Below are 13,734 nucleotides of genomic sequence, written 5' to 3' on the forward strand. Positions count from 1 at the left end.
GCAATGGCTAAACCGACTCTAATCGTTATCGGCAATGGTATGGCAGGCGTGCGGCTGGTGGAACATCTCTGTGAGCTCGCACCAGATCGTTACCGTATCATGATCATTGGCGATGAAAAGCACAGTGCGTACAACCGTATCCAGCTGACGCCGGTGCTTTCCGGTGAGAAAGATTTTGGCCAGATAGTCACGCATGACGCGCAGTGGTATGAGCATCACAACATCACATTGATCGCAGGCACGGCGGCGACGGCAATCGACCGTCACGCTTGCACCGTCACGGCCGCCGGGCAGATCTATTCATACGATCATTTGGTTCTGGCCACTGGCTCACGGCCATTTCTGCCCCCCCTGCCTGGGGTCGAATTGCCGGGTATCTACGGGTTCCGCACTCAGCAGGATGTCGAAAATATTCTGCAGGGAACCTACGCAGGCCAACCGGTTGCGGTGATCGGCGGCGGCGTGCTGGGCGTGGAGGCGGCGGCGGCCCTGGCGCGGCGTGGAATGCGGGTGAGCCTGCTACATCGCGGCACACATCTGATGGATCAGCAGCTGGATGAACACGCCGGAAAACTGTTGCACGAGGGGCTCTCATTACGCGGCATCAACGTCATTTTGCAGGCTGAAACGGTGTCATTCAGCGCTGATGCCGCTGGCAACGTCAGCAGGGTGAATCTTAATGATGGGCGCGGAATAGCGGCGGAGCGGGTCGTGCTCTCTGTGGGCGTGCGGCCGAACATCGCGCTGGCACAACGGTCCGGCTTGCCGTGCGATCGCGGTATTCTGGTGAACCCGCAGCTGCAAACCGCTGACCCGCACATCTCGGCAATTGGAGAATGTTGCCAGTGGGGCGAACTCACTTTTGGCCTGGTGGCCCCGTGCTGGCAGCAGGCTGAAACGCTGGCCTCGCGGCTGGCGGGGGGCGACAAAGCCACTTCATTCGAGGTGCAGAATGTCCCGCTGCGCCTCAAGGTCACAGGCCTGAATTTGTTCTGCGCCGGTGAATTACACAGCCGCGATGGCGCTCAGACCCATACCACCTTTGACCCGTTTGACGGGCATTATCGAAGGCTGGTGCTCTGCGACAACCAACTGCAAGGGGTGTTGCTGTGGGGCGATATCAGCGATGGCCCGCAATACCTCCAGCGGATCGGCACGCCCGCTGGTCAACCGTTGCCCTTCAGCGTCTTCAGTCCCGGTAATGAGCCGGATGCCTCTGGCTTACAGCCTGTTAAATCAGAACCGTTACCCGTCGAGGTGGCGAGGAGTCATTCAATGTCGAAACCCGTATTGGTTATGGCCGGACACGGCATGGTGGGCCATCATTTTTTAGAGCAGTTGGTTGCGCGTGAGCTGCATCTGCAATACCAGGTGATTGTGTTTGCCGAAGAGGCCTCGCCCGCCTACGACCGTGTGCATTTGTCCGAATACTTCTCTGGCCGCACGGCGGAATCCCTCTCAATGGTTGAAAAGGGATTTTTCGAATCGACCGGGATTGAACTGCGTCTGGGGCACAGCATCGGGCTCGTTGATACAAAACACCGTTTTGTGGTCGATCACCAGGGGCGGCAGACGGCTTACGATGTACTGGTGCTGGCAACAGGATCCTATCCGTTTGTGCCGCCGATCCCTGGCAATGATGCGCCGGGCTGTCTGGTTTACCGCACGCTTGACGATCTTGCGGCCATTCAGGCCTGCGCGGCAAACGGCAAAACGGGCGTGGTTGTCGGCGGGGGATTACTGGGGCTGGAGGCGGCCAACGCGCTGAAACAGCTCGGGCTGGATACGCACGTGGTGGAGTTTGCCCCGCGGCTGATGGGGGTTCAGCTCGACGACGGCGGTGCCGCGATGCTGCGCCGTAAAATTGAAGCGCTGGACGTGAAGGTGCATACCGGGAAAGAAACCCAGGCCATTACTGCGGGCGAGGAGAGCCATTACCGGATGGTGTTTGCCGATGGCAGCTATCTGGAAACCGATCTGGTGCTATTTTCCGCAGGGATCCGCCCACGCGATCAGCTTGCGAGAGCGTGCGGGCTTGAAGTGGGGCCGCGCGGCGGCATTGTGATTGACGATCGCTGCCAGACGTCCGACCCGGCTATTTATGCGATCGGCGAATGTGCGCTGTGGAACGGGCAGATCTTCGGCCTGGTGGCGCCGGGTTATCAGATGGCCCGCGCGCTGGCGGATACCCTGACGGGCGGCGACGCCGTCTTTAAGGGCGCGGACATGAGCACCAAACTTAAGCTTCTTGGTGTTGAGGTGGCATCGATTGGTGACGCGCATGGGCGTACCCCAGGTAGCCAGAACTACAGCTGGGTAGACGGTCCGGCGGAAGTGTATAAGAAAATCGTGGTATCGCAGGATCGCAAACGGCTGTTGGGGGCGGTGCTGGTGGGTGACAGCGCGGAATACAGCACGTTGCTGCAAATGATGCTCAACGATATGCCGCTGCCAGCCAAACCTGAATCCCTCATTTTGCCTGTCGGGTCGGGCGCAGACAAACCTGTGCTGGGCATCGCAGCCCTGCCCGATAGCGCGCAAATTTGTTCCTGCCACAACGTCAGTAAAGGCGATGTCCGTAACGCCGTGAAGAACGGCTGCCACGATATGGCGGCGATAAAAGCCTGCACCAAAGCGGCGACGGGCTGTGGGGGCTGCGCCGCACTCACCAAGCAGGTGATGGAATATGCGCTGTCCGACATGGGCGTCGAGGTGAAAAAAGACATCTGTGAGCATTTCGCGTATTCGCGCCAGGAGATTTATCACCTGGTTCGGGTAGGCAATATCCGCACGTTCGGGGAACTGATTGAAAAGCACGGCCACGGCAGCGGGTGTGAAATCTGCAAGCCGCTGGTCGGATCGATACTGGCATCATGCTGGAACGACTACCTGTTGAAACCGCAGCATTTGCCACTGCAGGACACCAACGATCGTTATTTCGCCAATATCCAGAAGGACGGGACCTATTCCGTCGTGCCGCGCGTTCCGGCGGGAGAGATAACCCCCGAAGGGCTTATCGCCATCGGCGAAGTCGCCAGGCGTTACAAGCTCTACACCAAAATTACCGGAGGGCAGCGAATCGACCTGTTCGGCGCGCGCCTGGAGCAACTGCCGGAGATCTGGCAGCAGCTGGTTGATGCCGGTTTTGAAACCGGTCATGCCTACGGCAAATCTCTGCGTACGGTGAAATCCTGCGTCGGGTCGAGCTGGTGTCGCTACGGCGTACAGGACTCCACCTCGCTCGCGCTGCAATTAGAGCACCGCTACAAAGGGCTGCGTTCGCCTCACAAAATCAAAATGGCCGTCTCGGGTTGTACCCGCGAGTGTGCCGAAGCCCAAAGTAAAGATGTGGGGGTAATTGCCACGGATAAGGGCTGGAACCTGTATGTCTGCGGCAACGGGGGAATGAAGCCCCGCCATGCTGATTTGCTGGCGCAGGACATGAGCACAGAGCAGCTCATTCGTACCGTTGACCGCTTACTGATGTTCTACATCCGCACCGCTGACCGGCTGCAGCGCACCAGCACCTGGATGGATAACCTCGAAGGGGGCATCGACTACCTGCGCCAGGTGATTCTGGACGACAGCCTGCAAATTGCGGATGAACTGGATCGTGAAATGTCTGCGGTGGTGGCGACGTACCAGTGTGAATGGCAGACCACTCTGGCCTCGCCGGATCGCCTGGCGCTGTTCAGACCGTTTGTAAACAGCGAGGTCCCTGACGAAGGGGTCGTGATGGTGAGCGAACGTCAACAACTGCGGCCTGCAACGCATGAGGAGCGCAGCATGCTCGCCGTGCCTGCCGCAGAAAATACGCAGGAGCCCGCACCGGGCTGGGTGGAAGTGTGCAGCCTGAGCGCCATCCCGGCGAATGCGGGAATGGCGGCGCGCTTGGCGAGCCAGCAGATTGCGCTGTTCTATCTGCCCGGTCATCCACAGCAGGTTTTTGCGCTGAGCAATCATGAACCAGACAGCGACGCCAATGTGCTGGCGCGCGGGCTCGTGGGGGATGTCAAAGGCGAACCGGTGGTGATTTCCCCGCTCTATAAACAGCGCTTCAGCTTACGGGACGGCCGCAGCCTGGACAATTCGCCGCATGCGCTGCGAAGCTGGGCGGTGAAAGTGGAAGATGGCCGCGTCTGGGTTCAGGCACAAATGCAGGGCGTTGCGTCCGCCAAAATCATTGAAACGGTCAACCTATGAAAACAGCGTCTCCGGTCGTGAAAACCACCTGCGCCTATTGCGGCGTGGGGTGCGGCGTCAGTATGCAGCCACAGGCTGATGGCTTCGCCGCCAGCGGCGACCCGGCACATCCGGCGAATCGCGGAAGGCTGTGCGTGAAGGGCAGCGCGCTGGGTGAAACGCTGGGCTTACAGGGGCGTCTGCTCCAGCCTGAAATCCATCATCAACCCGTGAGCTGGCCGCAGGCGTTAGACGCTGTCGCACAAGGGCTACAGGCGACGATTGACGAGCATGGACCGCAGTCGGTCGCGTTTTATGGCTCGGGCCAGCTGCTAACGGAGGATTACTACGTCGCCAACAAGCTGATGAAAGGGTTTATCGGGGCGGGCAACATGGATACCAACTCCAGGTTGTGCATGGCCTCCGCCGTGGTGGGTTACAAGCGGGCGTTCGGCGCCGATGCCGTCCCCTGCAATTATGATGATCTGGAGCAGGCAGACTGCGTTATTCTGGTAGGTTCGAACACCGCCTGGGCGCATCCGGTGGTGTATCAGCGGCTGGCGAAAGCCAAAGCGGAGAGGCCGGAGATGCAGATTATCGTCGTTGATCCGCGTAAGACCGCCACCTGTGATATTGCCGATCTGCATCTGGCACTGCGTCCGAGCAGCGATGCGGCGCTGTTCTGCGGCGCACTGAACGAGATGGCAGCGCGCGGAAAACTGGATACCGCTTTTCTGCAGCACCACACGAACGGGGCAGAAGAAACCTTACAGACAGCAAAAGCGTGGAGCCTGGAGAAGACGGCGGACTATTGCGGGATCGCCTCCTCGCAATTACAGGCGTTTTATCAACGGATAGCCCGGAGCCAGCGGCTGGTCACGCTGTATTCGATGGGGATCAACCAGTCCAGTTCGGGCGTCGACAAATGCAACGCGATAATTAACCTGCATCTGGCAACCGGCCAGATTGGACACGCTGGCAGCGGGCCATTTTCGATAACGGGCCAGCCGAATGCGATGGGCGGACGTGAAGTCGGCGGGCTGGCAAACCAGCTGGCCTGCCATATGGGATTTACCGCCGAAGAGATTACACGGGTCGGGCGTTTCTGGCACAGCGATAACGTCGCGCAGAGCCCTGGACTCAATGCCATCGATCTCTTCCGCGCTATCGAGAAGGGAGAGATAAAAGCCGTCTGGATCATGGGCACCAATCCGCTGGTGTCACTTCCGGATGCCGATCGCGTGCGGGCCGGTCTGGCGCGCTGTCCTCTGGTTATTGTGTCCGACATTCTGCGTGACACGGACACCACCCGCGCCGCGCATATCCTGCTGCCCGCCCTGGGCTGGGGGGAGAAAAATGGCACGGTGACCAATTCGGAACGCTGTATCTCCCGGCAACGCGCGTTTCTGGCTGCACCTGGGGAGGCCAAACCTGACTGGTGGATCCTCAGCCAGGTTGCGCAGCGGCTGGGGTTTGCGGAGGCCTTTGCCTGGCAGCATCCGGCAGATATTTTCCGCGAACATGCGGCCTTGTCCGGCTTTGAAAATGCAGGCACTCGGGCGTTTGACATCAGCGGGCTGGCGCAGTTGTCCAATGAAGAATGGGATACCCTGCAGCCGATCCAGTGGCCGGTTAATGCCGCACGGCCGCAGGGTACGCCGCGACTATTTACAGATAAAACCTTTTTTCACCCTGACGGTAAAGCGCGGTTGATCGCCGTCACCCCGGCGCTGCCCGCCAGCCAGCCCACTGCGGCTTATCCGCTGATCATGAACACCGGAAGGGTGCGCGACCAGTGGCACACCATGACGCGAACCGGCAAGTCTGCTCGCCTGATGCAGCATATCAGCGAGCCGTACTGTCAGTTTCATCCAGATGATGCGCCGGGCATTCAGGCGGGTGAGTTGCTGCGTGTAACCTCATCCCATGGCTGGCTGCTGTTACGCGCGCAACCCGATCATCTTCAGCCTCGCGGCAGTATTTTCGTGCCGATCCATTGGAACAGCCATTTTAGCCGGCAGGCCCGGGTCGATGCGCTGATAGCTCCCGTTACCGATCCTCTTTCCGGGCAACCGGAAAGTAAGCATATGCCGGTCAATCTGACGAAATGGAAAGCGGCTTGGTATGCAGAGCTGTTTATTCGGGGAGAGGGGATCGCCGCGCCTGCCACCGCCTACTGGAGCCGCATCACCCAACCGGGCGTCACGCATTTTACGTTAGCGGATTCTTCGCTCCAGGAGGAGTGGATGGCGTGGCTGAATGAACATTATCCGCTGGAGGGGAAAACCTGCCAGAGCGCCCGGATGGGGGATGAGGGCTTCAACCTGCTGGTGTGGGCGCAGGGCGAACTGCAGCTGGCATTTTACGCGCGCCGAAGCCCACTGCTGCCGGACAGGCAAGCGATACTGTCTGCCTTTATCACCCCGCCGGACACGGCACCGCAGCGGCTGGCGTTACTGGCGGGCCAGGCCGGCAGCCATAAGGCCGCCACCGGCAAAATGATTTGCAGCTGTTTTTCTGTTGGCGAAGCGCAGATTGTCGACGCCGTGCGGCAGGGATGCCACAGCGTGCAACAGCTCGGCTCAAAGCTGAAATGTGGCACTAACTGCGGCTCCTGCGTGCCGGAGCTGAAAACGTTTATTGCCGGCCAGCTGGCCGCCCTGACGATGGAAGAACGCCCATGAAAACTAGCAACATGTTGCCGATAGCGCAGATTATGGCCCTGGCAGACCAACGCAGCCCGGTGCGCCGGGGTGACGTCTGGCTGGTGGGCGCAGGGCCGGGTGATACTGAACTGCTGACCCTGAAAGCGCTGCGCGTTATCCTGCAGGCCGATGTCGTGGTCTTTGACCGGCTGGTGTCCGATGCGGTGCTGGCGCTGACGCCGGACACTGCACTGCGGATCGATGTCGGCAAATCCCCGCGCAATCATCGCCTTGAACAGCATGAAATCAATATGTTGCTGGTTGATCTGGCGCTGGCGGGGCACCGTGTAGTGCGCCTGAAGGGCGGCGACCCGTTCATCTTTGGCCGGGGTGGGGAAGAAATGGCCTGCTGCCAGCAGAAGGGGATTGTGTGCAATGTTGTGCCCGGTATCACGGCGGCAATGGGCTGTGCCGCAGCCAGCGGGATCCCGCTGACGCACCGAAACCTGGCACAGTCCGTCAGGTTTGTCACCGGACATGGCCCGGAAGGGGAACCGGACGTTGACTGGTCCGTACTGGCCGCCGTGCGCCAGACGCTGGTCTTCTATATGGGGATTGCCAACAGCCCTGTTATCAGCCAGCGCTTGATTGCCCATGGCTTACCCGGCTCAACGCCCGTGGCGGTGATTGAACGCGGCACTCAGCCTCAGCAGCGCGTGCTGGTGGGCACTCTGGATGCATTAGGAAAGATCGTTGCGGAGGAGCAGGTCGAATCACCAGCCCTGGTAATTATTGGTGAGGTGGTGGGAATGTACCGGCCGATTGCCGAACTGCCTGAGAAGATTTTTCCGCAGATGGGCCGTTCTGAACCGGCTTTACCAGCCAGTCTGAAGTGGCCGGCGAAAATGGACAGCATAAGCGTTATTCTGGAATCATCCTATGACCATATCTGGCACGCAAGAGACGGTCACAATAGCTAAAACATCTAATCGAACCAAGGACACGGGGATGGTTAATCCCGTGTTTGTGGTGAGAAAGAGGCGCAGCGGTCATGGCCGCCGCGCAGGGTGTTATTGGCTAATCGATTGCTGCAGCGCCTGAACGGAAGAAACGATGCCGGCATCAACCGACATGGTCAGGTCTTCCATTTCCAGCGACACCCAGTCGTTGTAGCCCATCATGCGCACCACCGAGAAGAACTCCTTCCACCACTGCAGATCCCGCCCGCAGCCGACGGCGACATAGTTCCAGGCGCGGCCGGCCACGTCATCTATCGGTTTGGTCTCCAGCAGCCCGTTAACCTCGACGACGCCGCGCTCAAGGCGCACGTCTTTGCCATGCACATGGTGAATGGCGGGGCCAAGGGCGCGGGCCACCGCGATGGGATCTGCCCCCATCCAGAGCAAGTGACTGGGATCGAGGTTCAGGCCCACCATCGGGCCAACGGCCTCGCGCAGCCGGAACAGCGTTTCCGGGTTCCACACCAGCATGGCGCTGAAGTTTTCCAGCGCAAAGCGCTCGACGCCGCACGCTTTGGCTCGGGCGACCAGCGCCTGCCAATAGGGGATCGCCACTTCATTCCATTGATAGTCCAGGCAGTTTTTCACCGTGGGCGGCCAGCTGACGGTATAGGTGATCCAGTTGGGGATGGTGTCATGCGGGCTGGCCGGCGGCAGGCCGCTCATCATGACGATCTTTTTCACTCCCAGCAGCCCGGCCAGCTCCAGCGTATTGTCGGTTTGGCGCTGATGGCGTTGCCCCAGCTCGCCGGGATCGAGCGGATTGCCGGAGACGTTGAGCGCGGCGATCTCCATGCCGCGGCTGGCCAGCGCCTGCAGCAGCTGCCGGCGTTTGGCGGGGTTGGCCAGTAGATCGTCGGCATCCAGATGGGGCGCCGGAGACCAGCCGCCGGTGGTCATTTCCACGCCGCGCACCCCCAGCTCCAGCAGCCGGTCCAGCATCTGCTCGAAGGGTAAATGGCCCAGGCTATCGGTACAGAATGAGAGTCTCATGAGGCTTTCCTTATTGGTAATTAACCCAGGTGGCGCCGTTGTCGGCGGAACGAACGCAGTTTTCAATCCAGCGTACGCCTTCCAGCCCGGCGTCGATATCTGGGTAGATCAGCGTGGCCAGCGTCTGCCGATCGCCGCGCTGGCTGGCGCTGATGGCGATGGCGAACTTGAGGTAGATATTGGCCCAGGATTCGGCCAGGCCTTCGGTGTGCAGCGCACCGAGCCGCTCTTCGGCTAGGGCGCTGTCGTCAAGATAGGGCATGCCGTGGTGCAGGATCTGGTTGGGCCGCCCCTGGATCTCATAGCGCAATTCGCCGGGCGCAGCGTCGCTCCACTGCAGGCTGGCGAGCGAGCCGACCACGCGGATGCTTTGGCTGTCCATCGCGCCGGCGTTGACGGCGGAGGCCCACATGCGGCCGACGGCGCCGTTTTCGTAGTGCATCAGCACCATGGCGTTGTCTTCCAGCGGGGCGCGGGAAGGAATAAAACTCTGGCGATCGCACAGCAGGGAGGCAATCTTCATATCGGGCATCACCAGCTGCGAGATGTAGAAGGTGTGGGTGGAGATGTCGCCCAGCACAAAAGAGGGGCCGGCGATTTTCGGATCGACGCGCCACTTTTGCGCCTCGAACTTGTCTGCGCTTTCGTTGGCATTGAAGCCGTGGGTGTATTGCAATTCGACCATGCGTATTTCGCCGATGTCGCCGTTCGCGATCATGGCGCGCATCTGCATCAGCAGCGGATGGCCGGAGAAGCCGTAGGTTACGCCGACGATCAGGCCTTTCTCCGCCGCCAACGCCTTGATTTCTCTCGCCTCCGCCGTGGTGAAGAACAGCGGCTTTTCGCAGATGACATGCAGGCCGGCATTCAGCGCGGCGCGCGTAATTTCATAGTGGGTGCCGTTAGGGGTGGCGATGGTCACCACCTCAACGCCATCTCCGCGGTTGGCTTCTTGCTCCAGCAGCTGTTGATAGCTGTCATAGCAGCGTTCGGCGGGCACGCCGAGATTAACGCCAAACTCGCGTCCGCGCGCCGCGTCGATATCAAAGGCGCCGGCAACCAACCGATAGGCGGTGTTGTCGCGCAGTGCGCCGGAACGGTGCTTGTAGCCCACCTGGCTGAGGCGGCCGCCGCCGATCATCGCCCAACGCAGCGGGCGAGGGATGCTTCTTTCACCATTTAACATGCTGACTCCTGATATTGTGGCTTTGCACTCGGGTGCAAAAGAGGTTGAAAAAGAGAGTGGCAACGGTTTATTTCTGATTCATCTGCGCAAATTCCGGGTAGTTTTCTCGCGTCACGGTGGCGTAAGGCACCCAGTTGTAAGGCTCGGTTTTGGCGTGATCCAACAGGGCGCGAGTCACTTGCACCGCGCCGATCGCCTGGGCTTTGGCATCCTGGAAAATGGTCACCGCCAGGTCGCCGTTTTTGATAAATTGCAGGCCGTCGGGCGTGCCGTCGATACCGGCAACCAGCACACCGCTCTTTTTGGCCTGCTTCAGCGCCATGATCGCACCGATAGCCATCTCATCGTTGTTGGCGGCGATCGCATCGATCGCTACGCCGTTCAGCAACCAGCCGGAAACCACATCGACCGCTTCATTGCGCTGCCATTTTGCGGTCTGTTTCTCTACCACTTTCAGGTCCTTGTGTTTGGCGATCACCGCTTCAACCGCGCGGGTGCGTTCGCGGGTTTCTTCGTTGGAGAGGGCGCCCATCAGGATCGCCACGTTGCCGCGGTAATTCATTTTTTTCGCCAGAGCCTCCATCTGCAGGCGGCCGCTGAGCGCCGAATCGGAGCCGACGTAGGCCGTCGCGCCGCTCAGCGGCACTTCGGGTTTGCGGTTGACGAAGATCAGGGGGATCGCGGCGCGTTTGGCGGCCGCTATCATCGGCTGGACGCCTTGCGTATCAACCGGGTTGAGGATAATGGCGTCCACGCCCTGATTAATCAGATCGTCCACCTGCTGCACCTGCAGGGCGACATCGCCTTTGGCATCGACGAACTGGCCTTGCAGTTGCTGCGCAGCCAGTTCCCGCGCCATTTGGCTGCGCAGGATAGAGACGAAGTTGAGATCGAAGTTGGCCAGCGCCACGCCGACCTGGTAGGTCTTGGCCTGGGCGGTCACCACAAACAGCGAGCAGGCTAACATCAACAACAGTCTGGTTTTTTTCATTACGGTCTCCTGTTGAGAAGAGAGGCGTTGTGTAAAAACAGTGTATTTGCAACCGGGTGCAAATCAGGAGGCAAAACGGCGATGCGTCTCTGAATGCCACCGTGAATGTCGGCCATGAATAAAATTTGGTCAACAGGGGAAAGGTGAAAACAGCGCTGACGATCACAAATTGTTTACGTTTTGCACCCGGTTGCATAACGATTTGCAATCGGGTGCAAAAACGGGACATAATTGCAGCAGAAATGCCGGCGGGCGCTTAGGGGATCTGAGCGAGCGGGGTATAGTTTGACTTCACCAAAGCAGGGATCGACGCAACCATGATGAAACACCACAAAGCCACCGCCAGCGACGTCGCCGAAAAGGCCGGCGTCTCTAAATGGACGGTATCGCGTGCCTTTACGCCCGGCGCCTCGATCTCGGCCAGCGCGCGTGAAAGCGTGCTGGCGGCGGCGGCCGAGCTGGGCTATCGGCCAAATCTGCTGGCGCGCAGCCTGTCGCAAAAACGCACGCACATCATTGGCGTGGCCATCGACGAGATGAAGAACCCGCATTCAATGATGATGCTCGATATGGTGACCAAACAGCTGCAAACCCGCGGTTATATGGCGCTGTTGCTGAACATCACCGCCGGGGAAAACTACCGGGCGGTGATGGCGATGGCCGATCAGCTGCAGGTCGACGGCATTTTGTTCCTGGCGACGGTGTTAACCAAGGAGTGGGCAGCGATCGCGCAAGATCTGCATCAGATACCGCTGGTGCAGGTATGCCGCAATACGGAAAGCGAACACATTGATGTGGTCAATATCGACGGCTACCGCGCCGGCGAAGAGATCGCCGCGCTGCTGATAGAGCAAGGGCATCGGCGCTTTGGTTACATGAAGGGGCCGGACACGCAAAGCAGCCATTTGCTGCGCATGGAAGGCTACCGCGACAAACTGATGGCCGCCGGCTTTCAGTTGGATCGAGTGCTCACCGCCGGCCACTACGATCGCCAACGCGGTTTCCAGCTGATGAGCGAATACCTGCAGGCAACGCCGGAAAGCGAGCGGGTTGAGGCGCTGTTCTGCGAGAACGACGTGTTGGCGCTGGGGGCGCTCGAAGCGCTCAGACAAACGGCGCCGTCGTCTGCAATGGCCGTGGTAGGTTTCGACGATATCGACGAGGCCGGTTCACCCAACTGGGCGCTGACCAGCTACAGCCAACGCATCGACCGGCTGGTCGAAGAGGCCTTGAATCGCCTGATCGACAATCGCGCCACGGCAGACGGCGCCTGGCGGCACGGGGAATTGCGGGTTCGGCGGTCGCATGTGAAGCAAGACGAAATTCAGATCGCTGATTGAGTGCATGGCGGATAACATTTCCGCCATGTCCGCCATGTCCGCCATGCTAAAATTATGGCGTTTTATCTGGCACAGAGATAAGCCAGGGTGTAGCAGAGCCATTTTTTATGGCTTCAATATAATTTTCCACCATAATCTGATTTTTTTCAGATATTTCACAAAATATTACCAGTTGGCCGAATAGTTCAGTGTCATCATTGATTTCATCAGGAATTACTTCCGGAACGAATGTAATAGCGCGTTTAGACAACGTTCGCACGGTGAATTTTTTGCCAAACTCAGGTTGGCTATCAAACGCATTAACGCCTATTTCAAGTAAATTCAAAGAGGGTGAATAGATAGCATACCATGTTTTTTTATAGCAAAAAATGCCGCTTTTGAATTCTGGCATTCCTTTGAAATCAATTGAATTTTCCGTTTTTATTCGCTTTATGGCAGTTAATGTATACTTTTTCGTTGAGTATACATCTTTGAGGAAAATGGCAACGCATAAAAAAATAAAACCTGCTGCAAGAAAAGAAAACATGGCAATCAGGATGCCAGTAACAGAAAGATCTGAATTGAGTAAGAGTATTATTGCAATGGCGATAACTAGATATGAAGCTATATGTATCAACCCATCTTTTTTTGTGATGTCCTTCCTGAATTTAACAATAAAATAAATTACTGCAGCAAAGGCTAAACTATAAAAAAAGAGTAATGACCGATCGGGCATGATTCCATTCGCCAAAAAATTGATATTGCGTTTAATTTATAGTAATGGTTTAAAATAAGCAATATCAGGTTTGATTTTCAACCGTTACGGCAGGAATCACATCAGCTTAAATCTGAACACTGTGTGAGTTTCTTGCCTCCAGATTTCACGTAGCGCGATCAAAAAGGAGGGCATTTTGACCCATTTTGCAGAGTGGCTTAGCCACATCCAGGCGCTTGAGGTTGAACTGCACCAGCCAACAACGCGCTGCGATCCGAAGCGTGTCGCGGCATTGCTGCATGAAGACTTTGAAGAGATTGGCCGCTCAGGCCTACGTTATGACAAACGCCAGACCGTTACGGCGCTGGAGATGGAAACGGATTATCCGCAGATTTTCGCCGAAGGTTTTAAGCTGGCGCAAATCAGTGATAGCGCCGTATTACTGACGTATAAAAGTTTTCAGCGTGACGCGCAGGGCCACGCCGTGCGTTGCACAGAGCGTTCGTCGATTTGGCTTCTGACAGCCAAGGCGGGTTGGCAGATGCGGTTTCATCAAGGCACGCCGACTGATAATTGAGCCAGATAGAATGACAACAAGCCAGGCAGAAGACAGATGTCAGAGGGATAAAGCTGCAGGTGAGGAGAGAAGATGCTCAGGGATGGCCCGGTGCGTATCCAGCAACT

The 13,734-nt window shown here is 58.2% G+C and carries 9 protein-coding genes; 5 read left to right on the forward strand and 4 right to left on the reverse strand.

Annotated features, from left to right (window positions below):
• Positions 1-3: 3 nt before the first annotated feature.
• From nirB to cobA, 3 genes are read left to right on the forward strand one after another with little or no spacing between them, the layout of a single operon-like run.
• Entirely contained in the window at positions 4-4,203 is a 4,200-nt protein-coding gene (gene nirB, locus ABTW55_RS23755) for a nitrite reductase large subunit NirB (protein WP_072265008.1), read from the forward strand.
• The gene (locus tag ABTW55_RS23760) at positions 4,200-6,866 is read left to right on the forward strand and encodes a nitrate reductase (protein WP_060421070.1); all 2,667 of its coding nucleotides are present in this window, start codon (positions 4,200-4,202) and stop codon (positions 6,864-6,866) included. The genes nirB and ABTW55_RS23760 overlap by 4 nt, the downstream gene beginning before the upstream one ends.
• Positions 6,867-6,877: 11 nt before the next feature.
• Positions 6,878-7,807 carry a uroporphyrinogen-III C-methyltransferase gene (cobA, locus tag ABTW55_RS23765; protein ID WP_080431138.1) on the forward strand — a complete coding sequence of 310 codons (930 nt, stop codon included), beginning with the start codon at positions 6,878-6,880 and terminating at the stop codon, positions 7,805-7,807.
• 90 nt (positions 7,808-7,897) lie between these two features.
• Here cobA and ABTW55_RS23770 read toward each other — a convergent pair whose 3' ends face one another.
• The 3 genes from ABTW55_RS23770 to ABTW55_RS23780 all read right to left on the reverse strand — a co-directional run bounded on the left by ABTW55_RS23770 (position 7,898) and on the right by ABTW55_RS23780 (position 11,016).
• A complete protein-coding gene (locus ABTW55_RS23770; protein WP_060421073.1) occupies positions 7,898-8,839 on the reverse strand; it encodes a sugar phosphate isomerase/epimerase in 942 nt (313 codons plus the stop codon).
• A 10-nt stretch (positions 8,840-8,849) separates the two neighbouring features.
• Positions 8,850-10,025 carry a Gfo/Idh/MocA family protein gene (locus tag ABTW55_RS23775; protein WP_060420754.1) on the reverse strand — a complete coding sequence of 392 codons (1,176 nt, stop codon included), beginning with the start codon at positions 10,023-10,025 and terminating at the stop codon, positions 8,850-8,852.
• A gap of 67 nt (positions 10,026-10,092) precedes the next feature.
• A complete protein-coding gene (locus ABTW55_RS23780; RefSeq protein WP_049235084.1) occupies positions 10,093-11,016 on the reverse strand; it encodes a substrate-binding domain-containing protein in 924 nt (307 codons plus the stop codon).
• A 317-nt stretch (positions 11,017-11,333) separates the two neighbouring features.
• Between ABTW55_RS23780 and ABTW55_RS23785 the strand changes: the two genes are divergently transcribed.
• Complete coding sequence (locus ABTW55_RS23785; RefSeq protein WP_060421074.1) at positions 11,334-12,356, forward strand: LacI family DNA-binding transcriptional regulator; 1,023 nt, start codon at positions 11,334-11,336, stop codon at positions 12,354-12,356.
• A 52-nt stretch (positions 12,357-12,408) separates the two neighbouring features.
• Here ABTW55_RS23785 and ABTW55_RS23790 read toward each other — a convergent pair whose 3' ends face one another.
• Positions 12,409-13,071 (reverse strand): hypothetical protein, encoded by a 663-nt coding sequence (locus tag ABTW55_RS23790; protein WP_060421076.1) that lies wholly within the window; start codon positions 13,069-13,071, stop codon positions 12,409-12,411.
• 175 nt (positions 13,072-13,246) lie between these two features.
• Here ABTW55_RS23790 and ABTW55_RS23795 point away from each other — a divergent pair, with 175 nt between their 5' ends.
• Complete coding sequence (locus tag ABTW55_RS23795; protein ID WP_060421078.1) at positions 13,247-13,627, forward strand: DUF4440 domain-containing protein; 381 nt, start codon at positions 13,247-13,249, stop codon at positions 13,625-13,627.
• Positions 13,628-13,734: the final 107 nt, after the last annotated feature.

It is taken from the genome of Serratia sp. SM04, assembly GCF_040280225.1.
Taxonomy (GTDB): domain Bacteria; phylum Pseudomonadota; class Gammaproteobacteria; order Enterobacterales; family Enterobacteriaceae; genus Serratia; species Serratia sarumanii.